This window comes from Granulicatella sp. HMSC31F03 (assembly GCF_001807725.1).
Classification (GTDB): domain Bacteria; phylum Bacillota; class Bacilli; order Lactobacillales; family Aerococcaceae; genus Granulicatella; species Granulicatella adiacens.
This window is the reverse complement of record NZ_KV790851.1, coordinates 62,793-83,749: the sequence shown is the minus strand read 5'-3', so window position 1 is coordinate 83,749 and position 20,957 is coordinate 62,793. Positions and strand designations below refer to the sequence as shown.

General features: G+C 36.6%; 27 protein-coding genes. 25 read left to right on the top strand and 2 right to left on the bottom strand.

Going from position 1 to position 20,957, the window contains the following annotated elements; genetic code table 11:
* Positions 1-48: 48 nt before the first annotated feature.
* Positions 49-2,592, bottom strand: coding sequence for a transglycosylase domain-containing protein (locus tag HMPREF3106_RS04270; protein ID WP_070444623.1), 2,544 nt, complete (start codon positions 2,590-2,592; stop codon positions 49-51).
* A 200-nt stretch (positions 2,593-2,792) separates the two neighbouring features.
* Here HMPREF3106_RS04270 and rpsP point away from each other — a divergent pair, with 200 nt between their 5' ends.
* The 9 genes from rpsP (at position 2,793) to HMPREF3106_RS04225 (ending at position 9,735) form a co-directional block, all read left to right on the top strand.
* On the top strand, positions 2,793-3,065 hold the full coding sequence (gene rpsP, locus HMPREF3106_RS04265) for a 30S ribosomal protein S16 (protein ID WP_005606737.1): 273 nt from the start codon (positions 2,793-2,795) through the stop codon (positions 3,063-3,065).
* A gap of 39 nt (positions 3,066-3,104) precedes the next feature.
* Positions 3,105-3,344, top strand: a complete 240-nt coding sequence (locus HMPREF3106_RS04260; protein ID WP_005606736.1) for a KH domain-containing protein — start codon at positions 3,105-3,107, stop codon at positions 3,342-3,344.
* Between the two features lie 460 nt (positions 3,345-3,804).
* Entirely contained in the window at positions 3,805-5,097 is a 1,293-nt protein-coding gene (locus HMPREF3106_RS04255; protein WP_049555240.1) for a DUF1576 domain-containing protein, read from the top strand.
* Positions 5,097-5,438, top strand: coding sequence for a hypothetical protein (locus tag HMPREF3106_RS04250; RefSeq protein WP_005606734.1), 342 nt, complete (start codon positions 5,097-5,099; stop codon positions 5,436-5,438). The genes HMPREF3106_RS04255 and HMPREF3106_RS04250 overlap by 1 nt, the downstream gene beginning before the upstream one ends.
* A 12-nt stretch (positions 5,439-5,450) precedes the next feature.
* Entirely contained in the window at positions 5,451-5,966 is a 516-nt protein-coding gene (rimM, locus tag HMPREF3106_RS04245; RefSeq protein ID WP_049555239.1) for a ribosome maturation factor RimM, read from the top strand.
* Between the two features lies 1 nt (position 5,967).
* On the top strand, positions 5,968-6,708 hold the full coding sequence (trmD, locus tag HMPREF3106_RS04240; RefSeq protein ID WP_049555238.1) for a tRNA (guanosine(37)-N1)-methyltransferase TrmD: 741 nt from the start codon (positions 5,968-5,970) through the stop codon (positions 6,706-6,708).
* Entirely contained in the window at positions 6,709-7,053 is a 345-nt protein-coding gene (locus HMPREF3106_RS04235) for an ArsR/SmtB family transcription factor (RefSeq protein WP_053091358.1), read from the top strand.
* 159 nt (positions 7,054-7,212) lie between these two features.
* Positions 7,213-7,560 (top strand): 50S ribosomal protein L19, encoded by a 348-nt coding sequence (gene rplS, locus HMPREF3106_RS04230; protein ID WP_005606730.1) that lies wholly within the window; start codon positions 7,213-7,215, stop codon positions 7,558-7,560.
* A 141-nt stretch (positions 7,561-7,701) separates the two neighbouring features.
* Entirely contained in the window at positions 7,702-9,735 is a 2,034-nt protein-coding gene (locus tag HMPREF3106_RS04225) for a heavy metal translocating P-type ATPase (RefSeq protein WP_082160265.1), read from the top strand.
* Between the two features lie 66 nt (positions 9,736-9,801).
* Here HMPREF3106_RS04225 and HMPREF3106_RS04220 read toward each other — a convergent pair whose 3' ends face one another.
* Complete coding sequence (locus HMPREF3106_RS04220; RefSeq protein WP_005606727.1) at positions 9,802-10,077, bottom strand: hypothetical protein; 276 nt, start codon at positions 10,075-10,077, stop codon at positions 9,802-9,804.
* 195 nt (positions 10,078-10,272) lie between these two features.
* Between HMPREF3106_RS04220 and HMPREF3106_RS04215 the strand changes: the two genes are divergently transcribed.
* From HMPREF3106_RS04215 to HMPREF3106_RS04140, 16 genes are all read left to right on the top strand, one after another.
* Positions 10,273-10,674 carry a DUF2187 domain-containing protein gene (locus HMPREF3106_RS04215; RefSeq protein WP_308609700.1) on the top strand — a complete coding sequence of 134 codons (402 nt, stop codon included), beginning with the start codon at positions 10,273-10,275 and terminating at the stop codon, positions 10,672-10,674.
* Positions 10,675-10,784: 110 nt separating this feature from the next.
* On the top strand, positions 10,785-11,690 hold the full coding sequence (locus HMPREF3106_RS04210; protein WP_005606723.1) for a hypothetical protein: 906 nt from the start codon (positions 10,785-10,787) through the stop codon (positions 11,688-11,690).
* A gap of 51 nt (positions 11,691-11,741) precedes the next feature.
* Positions 11,742-11,957, top strand: coding sequence for a cold-shock protein (locus tag HMPREF3106_RS04205; RefSeq protein WP_005606721.1), 216 nt, complete (start codon positions 11,742-11,744; stop codon positions 11,955-11,957).
* Positions 11,950-12,357, top strand: coding sequence for a ribonuclease HI family protein (locus HMPREF3106_RS04200; RefSeq protein ID WP_005606720.1), 408 nt, complete (start codon positions 11,950-11,952; stop codon positions 12,355-12,357). Before HMPREF3106_RS04205 ends, HMPREF3106_RS04200 begins: the two co-directional genes overlap by 8 nt.
* Before the next feature lie 12 nt (positions 12,358-12,369).
* Positions 12,370-12,633, top strand: a complete 264-nt coding sequence (locus HMPREF3106_RS04195) for a hypothetical protein (RefSeq protein ID WP_005606719.1) — start codon at positions 12,370-12,372, stop codon at positions 12,631-12,633.
* A gap of 3 nt (positions 12,634-12,636) precedes the next feature.
* The gene (locus tag HMPREF3106_RS04190; protein WP_049555192.1) at positions 12,637-12,927 is read left to right on the top strand and encodes a DUF1294 domain-containing protein; all 291 of its coding nucleotides are present in this window, start codon (positions 12,637-12,639) and stop codon (positions 12,925-12,927) included.
* Between the two features lie 153 nt (positions 12,928-13,080).
* On the top strand, positions 13,081-13,590 hold the full coding sequence (locus tag HMPREF3106_RS04185) for a DUF1275 family protein (RefSeq protein WP_083281596.1): 510 nt from the start codon (positions 13,081-13,083) through the stop codon (positions 13,588-13,590).
* A gap of 11 nt (positions 13,591-13,601) precedes the next feature.
* Positions 13,602-14,120, top strand: a complete 519-nt coding sequence (locus tag HMPREF3106_RS04180; protein WP_049555190.1) for a cysteine hydrolase family protein — start codon at positions 13,602-13,604, stop codon at positions 14,118-14,120.
* Positions 14,121-14,132: 12 nt separating this feature from the next.
* Positions 14,133-14,345 (top strand): hypothetical protein, encoded by a 213-nt coding sequence (locus HMPREF3106_RS04175; protein WP_005606713.1) that lies wholly within the window; start codon positions 14,133-14,135, stop codon positions 14,343-14,345.
* Between the two features lie 65 nt (positions 14,346-14,410).
* Positions 14,411-14,752, top strand: coding sequence for a DUF6568 family protein (locus tag HMPREF3106_RS04170; protein WP_065427315.1), 342 nt, complete (start codon positions 14,411-14,413; stop codon positions 14,750-14,752).
* Positions 14,753-14,907: 155 nt separating this feature from the next.
* A complete protein-coding gene (locus HMPREF3106_RS04165) occupies positions 14,908-16,236 on the top strand; it encodes a DUF2130 domain-containing protein (protein WP_070444619.1) in 1,329 nt (442 codons plus the stop codon).
* A gap of 269 nt (positions 16,237-16,505) precedes the next feature.
* Positions 16,506-17,864, top strand: a complete 1,359-nt coding sequence (locus tag HMPREF3106_RS04160; protein ID WP_070444617.1) for an FAD-dependent oxidoreductase — start codon at positions 16,506-16,508, stop codon at positions 17,862-17,864.
* Positions 17,865-18,126: 262 nt separating this feature from the next.
* Positions 18,127-19,011, top strand: coding sequence for a YihY/virulence factor BrkB family protein (locus HMPREF3106_RS04155; RefSeq protein ID WP_049555187.1), 885 nt, complete (start codon positions 18,127-18,129; stop codon positions 19,009-19,011).
* Positions 18,983-20,230 (top strand): FtsW/RodA/SpoVE family cell cycle protein, encoded by a 1,248-nt coding sequence (locus HMPREF3106_RS04150; protein WP_005606705.1) that lies wholly within the window; start codon positions 18,983-18,985, stop codon positions 20,228-20,230. Before HMPREF3106_RS04155 ends, HMPREF3106_RS04150 begins: the two co-directional genes overlap by 29 nt.
* Positions 20,227-20,580, top strand: a complete 354-nt coding sequence (locus HMPREF3106_RS04145; RefSeq protein WP_005606703.1) for an arsenate reductase family protein — start codon at positions 20,227-20,229, stop codon at positions 20,578-20,580. The genes HMPREF3106_RS04150 and HMPREF3106_RS04145 overlap by 4 nt, the downstream gene beginning before the upstream one ends.
* Position 20,581: 1 nt before the next feature.
* A complete protein-coding gene (locus HMPREF3106_RS04140) occupies positions 20,582-20,947 on the top strand; it encodes a glycine cleavage system protein H (RefSeq protein WP_070444616.1) in 366 nt (121 codons plus the stop codon).
* Positions 20,948-20,957 lie beyond the last annotated feature (10 nt).

Below are 20,957 nucleotides of genomic sequence, written 5' to 3'. Positions count from 1 at the left end.
TTTAAAAATTCCACAATAAAAAGGCTGGACATTGTCCAGCCTTTTTTATTAGTTTGATCGAGTCGTTTGACTTTGAGTAGAAGGAGATTGAGTAGTTTCCTCTTTCTTTTCATTCTTCTTCTCATCTTTTTTCTCGTCTTTTTTCTCGTTTTTCTTTTCGTCCTTCTTGGTATCTTTCTTCTCCTCTTTTTTAGGAGTGGCTTTATTCCAGAAGTTATTCATTTCTTCAGGAGTAGCTCCAATAGCGAAGTTGTAGAAAGGATTCATCGGTGGGAAATCTTTCTTGAACCAGTCGGTCGTCATTCCACCACTGATCGAGTAGGTTCCGCCGTTTTCAGCTTTGAATGTTCCGGCTTTCGTACCTGTTGTGGATACAACAGAATCACGATAAACAGAATCTGGTTGTTTAAAGGTTGTTTCTTTACCGATTAATTCAGGATTTGCTTCATAAGCGGCCTTCATTAAGTAAGTCCATTGACGTTGACTTCTAGTAGTTGGTTCTCCGTATCCATCACCAGCAGTAATAGCATAACGGGCATTATAGAAGTTATCGTATCCAATCCAAGAACCTAACGTTACGGTTGGGGTATATGCGACAAACCAGTTATCAATTTCATTTTCAGAAGTACCAGTCTTACCAGCCAAGTCTGAACTGAAGCCCATATTTCCCTTCATATTGTAGAATTGAGTCGAATTTGCGATGTCTTGAAGCATATTCGTTGTTAAATAAGCCGTTGCGTCAGAGAAAACACGTTCTTTTTTGTCTTCATGTTGGTAGACAACATTTCCTCTGGAATCTTCAATTTTCTCGATTAAGTATGCATCGTGGTGTTCACCACCATTTGCTAAAGTAGAGAAGGCACTTGTTTGTTCTAAAACAGTCGGACCAGTTCTGGTTCCCCCAATGGAGAGGGCGATATTTTGATACTCATCTTCAGTAATCCCTTTGATGCCCATCTTCTTCAAGTATTCACCTGCGTTAATGCCTTTTTGAAGCATTGTTTGGTAAATCTTAATAACAGGATTGTTAAACGAACGGAATAGTGCATAACGGACCGTTAAGAATTGGTTCGTTATTGTGTTTCCGTAGTTTGTCGGTTGCCAGTAAGTTCCGTTTCCTTGAGGAATACTTACTTTAGTATCTGGAACAATACTTGCTGGATAAATCAGATTATTTTCAATAGCAGGAGCATAAACCAAGATTGGTTTAATAGTTGAACCTGGTGAACGGTGCGTAGTAAACGCGTGGTCTACTTGGTTTGATTCGAAATCTCGACCAGCAACAAATCCAAGAATACGACCTGTTTTATTTTCAATCATAACCGCTCCATTTTGAGCAGGTTCTGTTTGTGTTTTGGTTTCTCCAGTATTTTGATCAACATATTGTGTATTATACGTTGGTCCAATTTGGTTTCCATAACTTGCAATCGCTTTTTGCATTGCATCATACACTTTTTGATCGATTGTTGATGTAATCTTATATCCTGAAGAACTTAGCTCACGACTAGCTTCATCGTAATATTTGCTGTAAAGCTCTGAGTCATTACGAACTTCATCATAAGTTAATTTATTCTTTTGAGCTGCTTTAGTGATTAAGACTTTAATCGCTTCACGGTTAACAGCTTGGTAAAGATAAGATTGTCTATCTGAAGAAATTTCTTTTGGCGGAAGGAAGTCTTTTGTAATATCATACGCTAGAGCTTCTTCGTATTGTTCTTTAGTAATTTTGTTTTCACGATACATACTAAAGAGAACAAATTTCATCCGTTCAATACCCGCAGAAGTATCTTCCTTTAAGGTAGCTTGGTTTGTGTAAGGAGTATACACAATCGGATTTTGTGGCATCCCAACAAGATAAGCAGCTTGTGGTAAGGTTAAATCTTTTGCAGCCACACCGAAAACACCTTGAGCGGCTTCTTCGATTCCGGCGATATTTAATCCATTATGATTTCGACCAAATGAAGATACGTTTAAGTAGGCTTCTAAAATTTGATCTTTCGTAAAGTGTTTTTCAAGACGTAATGCGTATAAAATCTCGTTGGCTTTTCGTTTGAAAGTTACTTCACTCGTCAAAATTTGTTGCTTAATTAATTGTTGCGTAAGAGTGGAACCACCCGCCGCGCCTGATCCAGAAGAAACAGCTTCTTGGAGAATAGCACGAAGTAAAGCTTTTGGTACAATCCCATTATGTTCGTAGAATGAACTATCTTCGGTTGAGATAATTCCATCAATTACATATTGAGAAATTTCTGATAGAGGTTTTACAATTCGTAGTTCATCAGAATTCACATCTGAAATTTTTGTACCGTCACTATAATGGAAACTAGAGATTAAATTAAGATTTCCAATTGCGTCACTCATTTGTTCTTGGGTAAGGGGCTCTTCATTGGAAGTTAAACTTGCAAAATATCCTAATCCAATTCCACCACCAAATATTCCTAATAGCATTAAGAATAAAATCGCAATTACAAAAATATTTTTTAGAACTGAATAAGCGATGTTAAAAATAAATCGAATATTTTTCAATATAGGTTTATTCCAAAAAGTTAGTAGAGCCTCGCGCCAATCTGGAGTTTGGTTCTGAACTGACATAATTTCAACTCTTTTCGTTTATACATATTTTTATCCAGTATATCAAAAATATGCATAAAATTCTATTTATTACTTGTTTTAATAGGGTTTAGAGCATTTTTAGAACAATTTTTCTATGGTGTAAAGATAAAATACTTTACAACCATTCTTCTTTCTGCTACACTATGTAACTGTGAGATTAATACATGGAGGTGTAAATAATGGCAGTTAAAATTCGTTTAAAACGTATGGGTTCTAAGAAAAATCCTTTCTACCGTGTAGTTGTAGCTGATTCACGTTCACCACGTGATGGTCGTTTCATCGAAACAGTTGGAACATACAACCCAGTAGCAAACCCAGCAGAAGTTTCAATCAATGAAGAATTAGCATTAAAATGGTTAGCTAATGGTGCGCAACCTTCTGATACAGTTCGTAACTTGTTATCACAACAAGGTATCATGAAGAAATTCCACGAATCAAAGTTTTCTAAGTAATTTCCATAAAGTCGACAATTCGATGGAGAGGTGAAAAGAATGCCTGATATTAGTGAATTAGTATTATCAATGGTTAAACCATTAGTAGAATTCCCTGAAGATGTTCGTATTGACATCTCTGAATCAGATGAATTCATGGAATATACTTTACACGTAAATCCTGAAGATATCGGTCGCGTGATCGGTAAACAAGGACGAGTGGCTCGTGCGATTCGTACGATTACATATAGTGTTCGTACTCGTGGACCAAAACGTGTTCGTTTAAGTATTGAAGCCTAAATAAAACGATGAAGCCTTGGAGAAATCCAGGGCTTTTTTGTGCTATAAGTGAATAAGAATGGTGATGACGGAGAATGCTTACGGATTTCTTTATACTAGCTGTACTGGGGCACCGGCTTGAGCCTGTAGTCTCAAGCACTTTCAAGATTCAAATGGACTCTAAAAAATGAATTTTTAAGAGTCCATAATTCACTTTGAATGCTATCCCCCAGTACTGCTAGTATAAAATCCGTAGCATTCTCCGTCATCGTTTAGTAATTATAAAAAAGTATGGATTTCTGCAAAACTTCAACGAGAGGGAGAAACGGAAACAACAAGTGATACATTATAAGGTATCACTCATTATAATGTATACATTATAATGAGTGTTCTTTTGTTGTTGTTGGCACTTGGTTTTTTGATTGTTTTCCGTGAGTTTGTTATGATAAATAAGTAATATTATAGTTGAAGGGAAGACCGTATGAAGAAAAAGCCGATATTAAAAAAACAGATGAATCGACAATATTATTATTTATTCGGCCTGTCCGTAATGCTAATGATACTAGCATTTGTCATCGAATCACCACAGTCGTTAGTGAGTGGGATGATGACGATATTAGTATCGCCAAGTCAGTTGTTTACCGATTATATGGAAATTGCGTCTGTTGGAAGTACCTTGTTAAATGTCGCGATTATGCTCGGTATCAGTATTTATAGTTATAAAAAACTGGAAATTCCTCTAAACGGAACAGTGATTGGAAGTTTGGGCATGCTTGCTGGATTCTCATTTTTCGGGAAGAATCTCTTCAATAGTATCCCATTTATGATAGGGGTATGGATTTATACGAAGGTAACGAAGCAAAATTATCGAAATTATGTCATTGTTGGATTGTTTGGATCTGCTTTGGGCCCATTGATCTCTTTCTTAGCATTTAGCGGAGTTCTACCACAAGGATGGAGCGTTCTAATCGCCTATGCTTTAGGAATATTTATTGGCTTCATCTTACCTCAACTATCAACACAGTTTCTAGGGTTCCATCAAGGGTTCAGCTTGTATAATGTCGGGTTTACAGCTGGAATTATTGGAATGGTTGTTCTAGGATTTATGAATGCATTTGGAATTGAAGTAGAGACTAGAACACTAACAAGTACACAAAGTCCATTGATTTTGTATCAACTGCTCATCGGATTTTGTGTGATTTTGATAGTGCCAAGTTTCTATTTACATTTCAAAAAGAAAGAAAAATATCATTTTAAGTTACTCTTAAAGCTTTCAGGACGTTTGCCAAGTGATTTTGTTGAAATGACGAATCTGGCAACAGTGACACTGAACATGAGTATTATAGGATTTATATTATTAGGATATGTCCTTATGAATGGTGGCCAATTAAATGGTCCGATTGTCGGAAGTATAATTGGTGTAATGAGCTTTGGAGCTTTTGGGAACCAAGTGAAAAATACGGTTCCAGTATTAGTGGGGATTATGATTGGTTCTTACTTGACGGGAGTAGAACCTACAAGTACGAGCGCACTTATTGCAGCGATTTTTGGAACGACACTTGCTCCGGTTAGTGGTTATTATGGGCCGCTTGCGGGGATGATAGCAGGATTTGTTCATATTACACTAGTAAGCCATGTGGTTGTAATGCATGGTGGGCTAAATCTGTATAATAATGGGTTTGCAGGAGGATTCGTCGCAGCGGTTCTCGTACCAATTTTTGAAATTTTTGAAGGCATTCGTCAAGAGATGAAAGAAAGAAAGGCAGAGGGATAATGGCAACAGAAAAGGATTTTGTAAAACGTATCGTAAAGGAAATGGTGGATTATTTCCTGTATCATGAATTGTATGATGTGACTGCACATGTATCTTATGTGCCGCATGAGAAAGCAACGATTACGTGTACTGCTCCGTATACAAAATTACCTAAAGATTTAGATTTATTAGAAGCAGGGCTGTCAGTAGAAAAGCACTTAGAATTAGATTCGATGTATAGTTCATTGATGGGAACGCATAATCGTGATAAAAATTATTGCATGCTTGGACAATGTATTGACGATTATGATGTGGAAGTCTCAGATACCACATTAAAAATAATTGTTGAGCGACTCTTTTAAGGAGGAAATAGAATGACAACTTTTTATAAAGTAGGGAAAATTGTAAATACTCAAGGTCTTCGCGGAGAAGTACGAGTGATTTCGACGACCGATTTTGCTGAAGAACGTTATAAAAAAGGAACAGAATTAGCGATTTTTAAAGATGGGGAATTTCTTACATTTGTGACAGTGGCTAGTCATCGTCGTCATAAAAACTTTGATTTATTAACATTCGAAGGAATGAACCGTATCGAAGATGTTGAAAAATACAAAGAATGTCTCCTTAAGGTAGCCCAGGAGCAATTAACGGAGCTGGAAGAGGACGAGTTTTATTATCATGAAATTATCGGACTCGAAATCGTAACGGATGAAGGGGAAGTGCTTGGAAAAGTGACTGAAATTCTTTCTCCAGGGTCAAATGATGTCTGGGTTGTAAAACAAAAAGGAAAGAAAGAACTCTTAATTCCATTTATTGAACCAGTCGTTTATAAAGTTGATAAAGAAGAAAAGAAAGCTTATATCCATTTATTGGAAGGGTTGATCGATTAAGATGAAGATTGATGTATTAACATTATTCCCTGAAATGGTACAAGGACCGATGACGCAATCGATTATCGGGAAGGCCATTGAAGCCGGGAAAATCGAGTTTGAAACAACGAATTTCCGTCAGTTTTCAAATAATAAACATAATCATGTCGATGATTATCCATTCGGTGGAGGAGCTGGGATGCTTCTGAAAGTGGAGCCGATTGATTTAGCGCTCGCTTCCATTCGTGAGCGTTCTCCTGAGACGACTCCACGTGTGATTTTAATGGATCCATCTGGAAAGACATTTACGCAAAAGGATGCCGAAGAGTTGTCGAAGGAAGAGCATTTGGTATTTATTTGTGGCCACTATGAAGGATATGATGAACGGATTCGTACGCTAGTGACGGATGAATATTCAATAGGAGACTTCGTGTTAACAGGTGGGGAATTAGCCGCAACCGTGATGATTGATGCAACGGTGCGACTTTTGCCAGATGTATTAGGAAATGATGCTTCCGCAGTAGGAGATTCTCATTCCACAGGATTGTTGGAACATCCGCAATATACGCGCCCAAGAGTTTATAAAGAGATGGAAGTTCCTGAAGTATTGTTTAGTGGGAATCATGCAAAAATTGCGGAGTGGCAAATGAAAGAATCCCTTCGTAAAACTTATTTAAGAAGACCGGATTTACTGGAAAAATATGAACTTTCAAAAGAAGAAGAAAAGTTACTGGAGCAAATTAAGGAAGAAGAGGGATGTTAAATGAGAGAACATTTAAGTCCAGAAGAAATAAAAGTTTTTCAAAAGGTGATCGAAAACGATTCGGGTAGAGCAGAAATGGTGCAACTCTTTAAACTTCTAGGAGATAATACTCGGTTGAATATCATTACGCTTTTAACTCGAAAAGAACCTTTATGTGTGGAAGACTTGATGAAATGTACGGGGATGGAGCAATCTGCCATTTCTCATCAGTTAAAAAAACTAAGAGCCCACCATATCGTGAAGGCAGAAAAAGTTGGAAAACATGTTTGGTACTCCTTAGAAGATCATCATGTATTACAACTTTATAATTTAGCGGATGAACACTGCTGCGAAGAGCATTCGTAAGTCTTATTTTTACTAAGAAATTCTCTGTAATTTGCTTGCAATTGAAATGCAAGTATGCTAATATATTTCGAGTGAGTGAGACTTCACTCAGAGATAACGATATTCCGCTGATTGGACAAGCGGCCAAGTCATGAATGTTTGTTGGAAGGAGAAAAAAACATGAGCAAATTAATCGAAGAATTAACTCAAGAACAATTACGTTCTGATATTCCTGCATTCCGCCCTGGTGACACTGTACGTGTTCACGCTAAGGTTGTTGAAGGAACTCGCGAACGTATCCAAATCTTCGAAGGCGTTGTTATCAAACGTCGTGGTGCTGGCATCAGCGAAACTTACACAGTCCGTAAAGTTTCTAACGGTGTTGGTGTGGAACGTACATTCCCATTACACACTCCACGTGTAGCACAAATCGAAGTAGTTCGTTACGGTAAAGTTCGTCGTGCTAAATTATACTACCTACGTAACCTACGTGGTAAAGCAGCACGTATCCAAGAACGTCGTCGTTAATAGAAACACCAAAAGAGATTGGCTTCGGCCAGTCTCTTTTTTTATCTAAAAATAATTTAGAATAATTTCAAGATATCTCTTGACACATGAATGTTCATTCATGTATTATGTGATTAACAAGAAATAGTAAGGAGAGATATCATGGATTTCAAAGAGCTAACACATAACCTAAAACATAAATTTGAACACCTTTTGAATAAAGAAGAAACTCATGAAGGAGAAACATGCCAAGATCATTACTTGCATCATGAAGATCACGACCACGATCACGAGCATGAGCACCATCATGAACATGGACATCGTCAAGGTCACAACCACGATGATAGTAAAGCAGTTATCTTTTATATTGCAGGACTAGTCCTTTACATTATCGGGATGGTTCTTAAATATATGGGGAACGGGATTGCGAATATTCTATTCATTCTAACTGTCATCCTTTCAGGTTACCATGTAACGATGGAAGGTGTTGAAGATACTATTGAAAAAACCAAAAAGAAAGGAAAATTCCAACCGAATGTGCATATTTTAATGACACTTGCGGCAGTTGGCGCAGTGTTAATTGGAAATGCGGAAGAAGGAGCTCTACTGATTTTAATTTTTGCGGGAGCACACTTCCTTGAAGAATATGTTGAAGAGAAAAGCCGTAAGTCGCTAACAGCGTTATTACAAATGAATCCAACGCAAGCACGTCTCATCCAAGAAAATGGAGAAGTGGTTGTCGTTGACGTGGCTAGCTTAAAAGTTGGGGATACATTAGAAGTATTGCATGGCGATCAAGTGCCAATCGATGGAGTCATCACAAAAGGATTAACATCGATTGACGAAGCGACCATTACAGGTGAAAGCATGCCTCGTTCAAAAGGCGAGGGAGATGAAGTGTTCGCGAGTACAGTGAACTTATCAAGCCGTATCGAAATGCGAGTAACTGCAGAAAGTACGGATACGGTCTTTGCGAAAATTATGAAGGTTGTGGAAAATGCTCAAGGTTCAATGAACAAGCAAGCGACCTTTATTCAAAAAATCGAACCAATTTATGTAAATGCCGTTTTAATCCTTTGGCCAATCTTCCTATTATTTGGATATTTCTTAATGGGATGGGATTTAAATACAACACTTTACCGTGGAATGGTTTACCTTATCGGGGTATCTCCATGTGCCTTAGCAGCAAGTGCCGTTCCAGCAACTTTAGCAGCGATGTCTCGTTTATCTAAAATGGGAATTTTAGCAAAAGGTGGAGCAGCCATCTCTCAATTACAAGACCTACGCGTGATTTCATTTGATAAAACAGGTACTTTGACAAAAGGAACTCCAGAGTTGACAGATTACTGGTTTGAAGATGAAACAATGATTCCAGCAGTGGTTGCGATGGAAAAACAATCGACGCATCCACTGGCGCAAGCAGTCGTTCAAAAATTCAGCGACTGGACAGTGCTTGAAGAAGAAATTGAAGTGGAAGTACTTGTCGGACAAGGTGTTCGAAGTGTCGTTCGAAACGAAGAAATTCATATTATTAAATCGATGGATACAGTTGACCGCTCTAATGAAGTTGCGTCTCGTATGAAAGAATGGGCAAGCGAAGGCAAGACAGTTGTAACGGTTGTAAAAAACAATAGAATTGTTGGTTTGATGGCGTTCATGGACCTTCCAAACGAAGCGTCAAAAGCGGTGCTCGATTACTTCAAGAGTCAACAGGTGCATACAACAATGATCACAGGGGATTCAAGAGAAACGGCTGAAATGATTGGGATGAAGCTTGGAGTACAAGAAGTTGTTGCCAATGTATTGCCTGAAGAAAAATTAGAAAAGATTCAGTCTCAAAAAGAACGCTATGGATTAACAGCGATGGTGGGGGATGGCGTGAATGATGCGCCAGCTCTTGCGACAGCAGACGTCGGTATTGCGATGGGAAATGGGACAGATATTGCGATTGAAACAAGTGATATCGTGATTATGCGAAACGACTTACAAAAGCTCGTTTCCGCTCATAAGATTAGTAAGAAATTACACCGTGTCATTTTAGAAAATATGATTTTTGCGATGTCAGTCGTTGTGATGCTCTTAGTCCTTAACTTTTTTGGATTAACGAACATCGGTTGGGGAGTTGTCTTACATGAAGGAAGTACGATTTTAGTACTCTTAAATGGATTACGATTGCTTGCACCAATAGAAGAATAAATGAAAAAGCAGAACAAGGACGCAGAGAAATAAGATTGTCCGAGTTCTGCTTTTTTGCACTTTGAATCACGCTTGTTCAAAACAAACGCGGTAAGTGTCACTTTCAGGAATGAGTTCTAATGGGAAATTCGTTCTATAAATACTATAATCAGGGAATTGCTCTAAAAACATGACGAAGTTATTTGGATAAATACTCAACATCTTTGTAAAGACATTATCTTGATCTATAATCACAGTTTTTATTTCACTGATATCTTTTACCCATGGGGTTTCTACATGGAAATAACTCCCAGGAGCAATATGATATTCATACTTTAAAATAGTTATCGCTTGTTCTAACATAAAATCCCTCCATTCATTACACTTTAAGTATAGTGTAAATGTATACGTTTTACAAATAGATGTTCATTTTTGAGCAAAATATCCCAAAAATTTCTACATAATAACCATTTTTCATTTCGGATTCATTAATAAAAAAGAGTAGAAAGAATGATAATTCAGAAATTAAGCCGTTTTTACATACAAAGGGGATACTTTGTGATACAATGGATAAAGAAGGTGTTGGAAATTGGCGAGACATGGAAAGAGGCGGGAGCAATGGTAAAACGTGTCACGAAAGAAATCAAGAGTACAGTAGAAACCGAACTCAGAAAAGGAACAAGCAAATCAAGAATTGCCCATTTGTTAGGTGTTCCGTATGAAGAAGGAGTTCAGATTATTACACAAATCAAGGAATCGATAAGACCAGAAGTTGGCAATCGGATTCGATTTACTTTTAGAGAGCAAGAGATGATTGGGATTATTTGGAAACTACTAGCCAATAGTGCTGTTGTTGTCATCGATTGGAATTCCTCTAACCAATGCATGAAGGATATTTGTGAAGCTAGAACGGTTGTTAATTTTAAGGATATTGTGGAATTTTTACCGATTGAAAAATAGAGGAAGGTCCAAGGTAGGATGAGCTACCTTAGGGCCTTTTTATTTTGATGAACTTTCTAATTTGGGTCCTTTAAAGTATAATATAAATGAAATGACTGTGGAGGAAATCGATGACTGAAAAATATACAATCACAAATGATCTTCAATCCGATGATTTTGAAGAGAAGTTAGAATGTGCAATCGAAGAATTTGAACATAAGATTAGCACAAAAGACTATCAAGCCGACTTAGTCCCTTTTTTACAATTGCTAGAAAAAGGGAAACGGTGGGACGATTTAACTTACTATGTAGAAGAAGCAGCACTTGAGTTTGACACCAAAGCGAATCAGTGGGAGTGGAAGATAAAAGTTGCGATTCATAACCATCAATTCCATCAAGTGGAAGAGTGGATGCAAAAAGAAGAACTGATATCGGTTTTAGGAATGGAACGTATTTTAGAATTAACGTTGTTATGTGAAAAAGAAAAAAGTGAATTTACCCAAAGTGAAGTAGTAAAACTGCAACAGTTAAGTGAGAAGCTTAAGAAGGATGAGGTTTTATCCGAGGAACAGAATTCCTATATTGTAAGAACGTTAACCCAGATGCAGACTCCTTTAAAATGGTCTGTAGTGGAGTCTTTTCTTTCAAGTGCCAACACACAATTATTTTGGAAAGGATTTTTAGTGGAATATTGGTTAAAAGAAGGTCCTTCTAAAAGAATAAATTTTTATGATGCTTTTTCTAATAATAGAGTGGAAATTTCTAAGGAGAATACTACATCGGTTTATGAAAATCGCATATTCATTGAAATTGAGTCTCTAATTTCTAAACAAGCCCAGTTAAGCGAAGATATGAAGGAATTGTTACTTCAAAAACTTCATTCGGATTTTTTACGTGTAGCTCCTTTTGCTGAAGAACATTTTAAAGATGCTGGGGAATGGGTAGAGACACAATTACAAAGGGATGATTTACTATTAAGCTTGTATGAAGGAGATAAGATTTTTATAAAAGCTCACCAAACACTTCATAACTGTTAAAAATTATCGTATCCAGTATAATAGAGATATATCATTAAAGGAGGAATCCATATGGAAGTCGGAATTGTAAAATGGTTCAATAACGAAAAAGGATATGGTTTTATTCGCAATACAAAGACGGATGAAGATATCTTTGTTCATTTCACAGGAATTGTGGCAGAAGGTTTCAAATCGTTAAAAGAAGGCCAAAAAGTGACTTTTGAAATTTCAAAAGGAACACATGGAGTTCAAGCGACCCATGTGGAGACACTTGTAAATCATGATTAAAGTATATACGGATGCAGCCGTCAATGGAAATCCCGGTGAAGTGGGGTTAGGAATTCTACTGGTAAAAGATGGGGAGCAATTTCCTTTTAAATTTCCTATCGAAAAGAAAATGGATAATCACCTTGCCGAGTTTACTGCGATTTCTAAAGCATTGGAATTATTAGATGCCCAGCAGCACCAAGAAGAGTTAATTTTTATACATACGGATTCTAAAGTAGCTGCAGACGCAATTTTAAAAAATTATACTAAAAGAGAGGATAATAGAATTGTCCTTCAGGAAATACAACGTCAGTTAAAACAGTTTCTTCAAGTATTTATTAAATGGATACCAGAAAGTGATAATCGTGGCGCAGATCAATTAGCGCGCCAAGCCTTACAGCAACGATTAACACATCAATAAAGGAGAGATTTCATGAACGAAAAAACTTTATATTATAGTAGCTTATGCCCAGATACAGCTCCCTTCAAAGAAGCGATGGCAAAACTTGGAATTTCTGCTAGAGAAGTGGATATCACCTCTAGTATGAAAAACTTAAAAGAATTTCTCAGATTACGAGACCTTGAAGAAGTGTTTATCCCAAGGAAAGAGCAAGGGATGGTGGGGATTCCTTGTTTGATTACTGAGGAAGGTGCGTTCATTTTTGAAGTGAGCACCTTAGAAGAAAGGTATCTCTAATCAGTGGAGTTTCCTAAAGAATCATTGCAGACAGTCCTTTTTATTTATTTTGTTGGAATCAATAGTTTATTATTCATTTTGATGGGAATTGATAAATGTTGTGCAATTTTAAAAAAATGGAGAATTCCAGAGAGAACTTTATTGTTGCTTGGAATTTTCGGTGGAGGTTTTGGGGGCCTACTTGGGTTATTCATTTTTAATCATAAAAAGAGGAAAAACTATTTTTTAATTACTTTTCTAGTGAATATTGTTTTCTGGTTAGTGATTGGGGTAGTTTGGATGTATAGAAAGTAGGATACATGGATAAACAAGAGAGATTTTATTTTGATATTTGGATTGCTTTATTAAGTATGTTATCGGGAATGGTTAATGTATTGACCTTGTTACTGTTTTTAATACCAGCTACCCATTTTACCGGGAATATTACGCAATTTGTTTTAGCGTTAAATGAGGGGGGAATGGAGCGTGGTAATCCGCCTTCTAGGAATGATACTTTGCTTTGGCGGAGGCGGTGTACTGTCGGGGGTTTTATTTTCTAAGAAAAAATTTGAACCTACAAAAAGATACGGCCTTTTACTGTTAACATTCGGCATCATTATGTTAGGATTATTTTTGATAGGGCTTAGAGATGAACGCTGGCTCTATTATTTCTCATTTGTCGTGGGAACACAAAATGGAATGTTTATTTATTATCATGGAATGATTGTGCGAACCTCACATTTCACTGGATATTTAACGGATATCGGGGTTGTGATAGGTCGTTTAATTCGTGGTCAGAAGAAGGAACGTTGGAAGGTACTTTTCTATTTTACAAGTATGCTGTTTTTTGGAATTGGTGGGACTATTTCTTTCCAATTTTTCAAACTCTATTCGGATGCGACGATTATACTGATTAGTGTGGGATATATGATTCTTGGTTTTTATTATTTCTCATTCCGAAAACTATTTTTTCATTAGGAGGAAAATGTATGAAAGTTTTAATTGTTGTAGATATGCAAAATGATTTTGTAGATGGAGTATTGGGTTCAAAAGAAGCCGTTTCGATGATTGATACCGCGGTTGAAACCATTAACTCATTTGATGGGAAAGTATTTTATACTCAGGATACTCATGGAGAAGACTATCTAGATACTGAGGAAGGCCGTCATTTACCGGTCGTTCACTGTATTAAAGGAAGCGAAGGATGGAAAATTCATCCAAAAATTGAAAAAGCATTATTATTAAAAGGCGCAACAGGAATTGAAAAATCTACATTTGGTTCTGAAAAATTAATGGGAATCATTGAAAAGGAAGTTCCTGAGGTAGAAAGCATCACACTTATTGGGATTTGTACAGATATTTGTGTAATTAGTAATGCAATGCTTGCTAAAGCGCATTTTCAAAATACACCTGTTAACGTTATTTCTAGCGCTTGTGCTGGAGTTACACCAGAAAGTCATGAGAATGCTTTAGCAGCAATGAAGATGTGTCATATTGAAATTCAATAATGGAGGAAGCGTATGAAAGAGCAAGATCCAAAAGATAGAATTAGAGAAATGTCCGTGTTGAATCTCATCATGTTGATTGGGATTGCTATCGGATTTGGCATTGGAATTCTAATCGATAATATGATTGGTGGGATTGCCATCGGGATGTTAGGGGCGTTTATTTGTCGTCTATTATACATTCGTAAAAAATATAAAGAAATCAATCCAAAAGATAAGAAAGAGTAGGCACATTTGTTGCACTACTCTTTTTTCATTGTCATAATGGAGAAAAATGAATGGAGGGATTTTTAATGGAACAATTTGCAAAAGATGTAAGCCAATTTGTGGAAACAACTGCTGAGAAAGTAGAAGCGTTAATCGGTGAAGGAAAGGAAGTCGTTCTTTTTGTAGGACGCCCAACTTGCCCATATTGCCGTCGTTTTGCTCCAAAGATGAACGAAGCGCGTGAAGCTTTAGGAAAAGAAATGTACTTTATTAACTCAGAAGACAGAACAAATGAAGCTTTAGCAGCATTCCGTTCTAAATACAATATGCCAACAGTACCTGGTTTATTAGTCGCTCGTAATTGCGAAGTGCGTGTAGTTTGTGATTCATCACAAAGTGTGGAACAAATTAAAGCATTTATTGGATAATAAATGTAAAGTGAGACTCTCCGTGAAAGTGATTCGCGGAGAGTTTTTGCATGCAAAAAATAGTTTATTACCATATATGGTAATGAACTATTTTGGGTCTGTGCTCAAATTCGATATTGTGATAGAATGAAATAGAAATAAAAAGGAGGGGTTCGATGAACGAAATTAAATGTCCACATTGCCAAACGGTATTTACGATTGATGAGAATTCGTATGCAGATATTGTGAGCCAAGTGCGCAATAAGGAATTTGCAGAAGATGTTCATAAGCAGTTGGAATTTGCGAAGAAACAATTTGAGACGGAAAAGGCACTCGCAAAAGAGCAAGAAAAGCGTCTTTATGATGAGGAACGTGCCAACTTTGAACAGAAGATTCTTTCACTCGAATTAGCATTGAAAAATGCAGACGTTAAAGAAGAAAAGAATGTGCAAGAAGCACTCCATCAAAAAGAGAAAGAATTCAATGCACTTCAAGCAGAATTGGACCAATTAAAGCAACAACTCCAATTTAAAGAAGTAGAATTGTCTCAAAAATTCCAAGAAGATTTACACGCAAAAGAACGTACGATTCTTGAATTGAAACAAGAAAAAGAGTTGCAACAAAAAGAACAAGAAGTGCAACAAACGGCCTTAAAAGAAAAATACGAATTGGAATTACGTTCGAAGAAAGACCAATTCGAATTAGAGTTGAAGGCAAAAGACGAAGCCATTGCGTTCTATAAAGATTTTAAGGCCAAACAATCAACAAAGATGGTGGGAGAGAGCCTCGAACAACATTGCGAAATAGAGTTTAATCGTCTTCGTATGACGGCGTTCCCGCGCGCGGAATTTGGCAAGGACAACGATGCCAAAACGGGAAGTAAGGGGGATTACATCTACCGCGAATATGATGAAAATGGAATTGAAATTTTATCGATCATGTTTGAAATGAAGAACGAAAATGACGAGACAGCAACGAAGAAGAAAAACGAACACTTCTTTAAAGAGTTGGATAAGGACCGTCATGAAAAGCAATGTGAATATGCGATTTTGGTGAGTCTTCTTGAAGCGGATAATGAACTCTATAACACGGGTATTGTAGATGTATCCTATCAATATCCGAAAATGTATGTGGTGCGTCCGCAGTTCTTTATTCCAATTATCACCTTGCTTCGTAATGCGGCGCTAAATTCATTGCAATATAAACAAGAATTAGCTTTGATGCGTGACCAACATATTGATATTACCCATTTTGAAGAAGACCTAGAGACGTTTAAAAAAGGGTTTGCGCGTAATTATGAACTCGCAAGTAAGAAATTCCAAACGGCCATTGATGAAATCGACAAGACGATTAAGAGTCTAGAAAAAACAAAAGCCGCCTTGCTTTCTTCTGAAAATAATTTGCGTTTAGCCAATAATAAAGCGGAAGACCTAACCGTGAAGAAGCTCGTGAAGAACAATCCGACGATGAAACAACGCTTTGAAGAGCTAAATTCGGACGAATAATAAATACAAAGCTCTATTCCGTAGTAATGCGGAGTAGAGTTTTTTATGATGAAATATCGATAACTGTTCTCATTTAGAATTAAAATTAAGAAAAATGACCATCTTCTATGAACACTTAAAAAATATTGAAAAATAAAGAAAAATTACTGTTTAAAGCGAATGATATCGTTTGCTTTTTATGTACCGAATGTGTAGGATATAAGAGTATAGATAATAATTATTCTTATCTAGAACAATAATAAACAAAAGTGTTTATAGGAGGAAATTTGATGAAAGTTGTAGTAGTTGGATGTACTCACGCGGGTACTGCTGCAGTCAAAACAATTTTAAATGACAATCCAGAAACAGAAGTCGTTGTATACGAAAGAAATGATAATGTTTCATTCTTATCTTGTGGGATTGCTTTATACGTAGGAGGAGTTGTTAAGGACCCTCAAGGACTATTCTATTCTAGTCCAGAAGAATTAGCTTCATTAGGAGCTACAGTTCGTATGGAACACGATGTAACAAGCATCGACACTGTTGGTAAAACATTAACAGTAAAAGACTTAAAAACAGGCGAAGAAAAGACTGATTCATTTGATAAATTAGTACTTACAACTGGATCATGGCCAATTCTTCCTCCAATTCCAGGACGTGAATTAGAAAACGTTCAATTATGTAAAAACTACAACCAAGCAAAAGAAATCTTTGCTAAGAAAACTGACAAGAAGAAAGTTGTTGTTGTCGGTGGTGGATACATCGGTATCGAATTAGTAGAAGCATTTGCTTTAGAAGGTAAAGAAGTAACATTAGTAGACGGGTTAGACCGTATCTTAAACAAATACTTAGACCCAGAATTCACGGATATCTTAGAAGAAGACTTACGCGAACGCGGTGTTAACGTTCGCTTAAACGAAATGGTTAAATCATTCGAAGGCGAAAACGGCGTTGTTAACAAAGTTGTCACTTCAGGTGGCGAATACGAAGCTGACATGGTTATCTTATGTGTTGGTTTCCGTCCAAACAACGACTTAGTAAAAGACCAATTAGAAACTATGCCTAACGGTGCTATCATCGTTAACGACTACATGGAAACATCTGTTAAAGATGTATATGCTGCAGGAGATAGCTGTGCTGTTAACTACAATCCAAACGGTGGACATGCTTACATTCCATTAGCAACTAACGCTGTACGTATGGGTTCATTAGTAGGTAAAAACATCAACGGTCACAAAGTGAAATACCGTGGAACTCAATCAACATCTGGATTACACTTATTCGGATGGAACATTGGTTCAACTGGGGTTAACGTAGGTAGCGCACCTCACTTTGGATTAGATGTACGTTCTGTATACGTGGTAGATAACCACCGTCCAGAATTCATGCCAACATACGAAAAAATCTACATGAAATTAGTTTACGAAGTAGGTACAAACCGTATCGTAGGTGGACAAGTAATGTCTAAATACGACTGTACAGCTTCTGCAAACACATTGTCATTAGCAATCCAAAACAAAATGACAATCGAAGACTTAGCTTACGTAGACTTCTTCTTCCAACCAGTATTCGACCGTCCATGGAACTACTTAAATATCTTAGGACAAGCTGCTGTTGAACAAGAACGCGTATTAGCGGAAGGTAAATAATACACTTTAGAAAGAGGATGCTTGCATCCTCTTTTTTGATACACTTTTCCTCGATGCTCAAAATTCACTTATAAGTGAATTTTGGGCATTTTCACTTTAAAAAAGATTTTTTTAAAAAGTGATAGAAGAACTCCACATGGAACCTTTTCAAAGCTGGTTAGACCGTTTCTTCCTAGAAGAAAAAAAGCTGTATTTATGATACAATAATTGAGATACAATAAAAGAAGTGTGGAATTCACTACAAGAAAAGGGGAGGACGGTTGTGCAGAGATTGAAAAAGTTTGGAAACAGGCTTTGGAGTATTATTCAAGAGAATTTAATGCACGTGAATATTGGTGTAGAATCTGCAGCATTAACATATTATATTTTGCTATCCATTATTCCGATTATTATGTTGATTGCCAATATCATCCCACTTTTACCAATCCCTGTTGATGTTATTTTTAAAACGATGAGAACTATTTTTCCTGCGGATATTAATGAAGTGTTGATTCCGATTTTAAGGAATTACCTTGGCAATTTTAATGGAGGAGCCCTTTCAGTGGGTCTTTTAATTTTATTTTGGCCAGCTTCTCAAATGTTTAGTAGTTTGCAAAGAGCATTGAATGTTTTATATGGTGCTCCTGTTCGAAGGAATTTTATTTTTGAAAGATTTTTTGCGATTGTAATTGCGATGGCTGCAATTTTAATGATTTTTGCAGTTTCTGTATTGTTTATCTTTGGAGAGCAATTTTTACGTCTTATAGGAGAGTTTTTCTCGTTAAATTTATCAACCATTATTTTAGATTTTTCATTTATTAAATGGGGAATGCTTTTCATAACGGTATTTTTATTACTGAGCTTTATGTATTTTGCAATTCCAAATGTGAAATGGTCGTTCCTTTATGCTTTACCTGGAGGATTCTTTGCAACCATTGGATTTGTATTAATTTCGCAACTATTTTCGATCTATATCCACTACGCCGGGCGCAATTTAACAGCGAATGGTGCATTTGGGACATTGATTGTATTTATGATTTGGCTGTATTTTATAGCTAATGTAATGATTTTAGGCGGAGTTCTGAATGTCATTATTTATCGATTTAGACACCCTAAAAAAGAAACTGAAGGAGTAACTGATGAAAAAAAAGAACTTAATGTACAATGATAAAGATTCACGAATCGATTATGGTGTCATTCTTCCAGTATTGTTATTGGCGTTTATTAGTATTGCTACACTATTTTCTACGACATATTTAATTAGTGGAAATGGTTCGTTAAGAATGGTACTTATGCAGGTTGTGTGGTATGTAGTTGGAGTCATTGCAATTATTGTCATTATGCAATTTGATTCGGAGCAACTATGGAAACTGACCACTTGGGGTTATATTTTAGGCTTACTCATGCTATTAGCCGTTCTCTTCCTTTATGATAGAGCCACATTTGCAGATACGGGGGCGAAGAGTTGGTTCAGATTCGGTACTTTCTCATTCCAGCCTTCAGAGGTCGTGAAGATTTTTTATATTTTAATCTTAGCAAAAGTTGCCACTTCTCATAATATGAAGACAAAATATAAAACGAGAAGAACCGACTGGCAATTATTCGTTAAATTAGTGTTATGGGCAGCTCCAGCATTGATCCTAGTCATCTTGCAAAATGACTTAGGAACAACCTTAGTTTTCTTAATGATTTTGGGTGGAGTTATGATTATGTCAGGGATTAGTTGGAAGATTCTCCTTCCAATTATCATTACAGTGATTTTAATTGGAGCCCTTTTAATCTATTTAGTTGTTTATAACCGTCAACTACTATTAAATATCGGATTTAAAAATTATCAATTTGCTCGTATCGATTCGTGGTTGGATCCATATCGTGATCAAGGTGGAAATGGTTTTCAATTGTTCCAAAGTTTGAAAGCAATTGGTTCTGGTCGAATGTTTGGTAAAGGATTTGGAGTCTCTGATGTTTATGTTCCCGTTCGAGAATCTGACCTGATTTTTGCGACAATCGGAGAGAACTTCGGATTCTTAGGAGGAACATTCTTAATCGCGATTTACTTTATTTTGATTTATCAAATGATTCGCGTTTGTTTTGATACGAAAAATGAATTTTATACTTATATCGCAACAGGCGTTATTATGATGATTCTATTCCACGTTGTTGAAAATATTGGAATGACGATTGGGCTATTACCACTTACAGGGATTCCATTACCATTTATTTCTCAAGGGGGTTCAAGCTTGCTTGGAAATATGATGGGGATAGGGCTTATTATGTCGATGCGTTACCACTTCAAGAGCACCATATTTGATGATGAAGAAGATGCATTCGGAGCAAAACACCAAGATGCGACCATGTTACGTTTACGTCAGGAGGATGGAAAATGATTGTTTATGTTCACCCAACATGTACAACTTGTAAGAAAGCTTTAAAATGGTTTGAATTAAATGGAGTAAAGTTCGAGCAAAAGGATATTCGTGAGAACCCGCCAACTGCCAAAGAACTTTTGAAAATTAAAGAAACTCAGAACTTAGAGTGGAAGAAAATGGCGAATACGAGTGGAGAACTTTACCGCTCTCTTGGCTTAAAAGATAAATTACCTTCGATGAGTGATGAAGAAGCAGCAAGTCTCCTTTCAAGTAATGGGATGTTAATTAAACGTCCGCTTGTATTGGATAATGGCGAAGCAACATTTGGATTTAAAGAAGAAGTGTATGAAGAGAAATGGAAGAGATAAGATGAAAAAGTATAGTGAAAATGGACTTTGGATTAAAAAAGAAGGAGAAGAATATATAATCGGTCTTTCTCCTAAAGGGCAAGATGATCTTGGCGATGTGAGCTTTGTTGAATTGCTTAAAAATAAAGAAGTAACGACAGAAGATTCCATTATTAGCGTAGAAGCGGCTAAAGCAGTGACTGAACTGTTATCGCCACTTAGCGGAACAGTCGTTGTTTTCCATGACGATTTAGAAGAAAATCCAGAATTCTTAAATGAATTAGCAGAAGATAAAAACTGGATTCTACGCCTAACTGGAGTAGACGAAGCAGCATTCAATGCTTTATTATATGAAGACCTTCCATGTGAACAATGTGAAGTGAAATAAAGATAAAAAA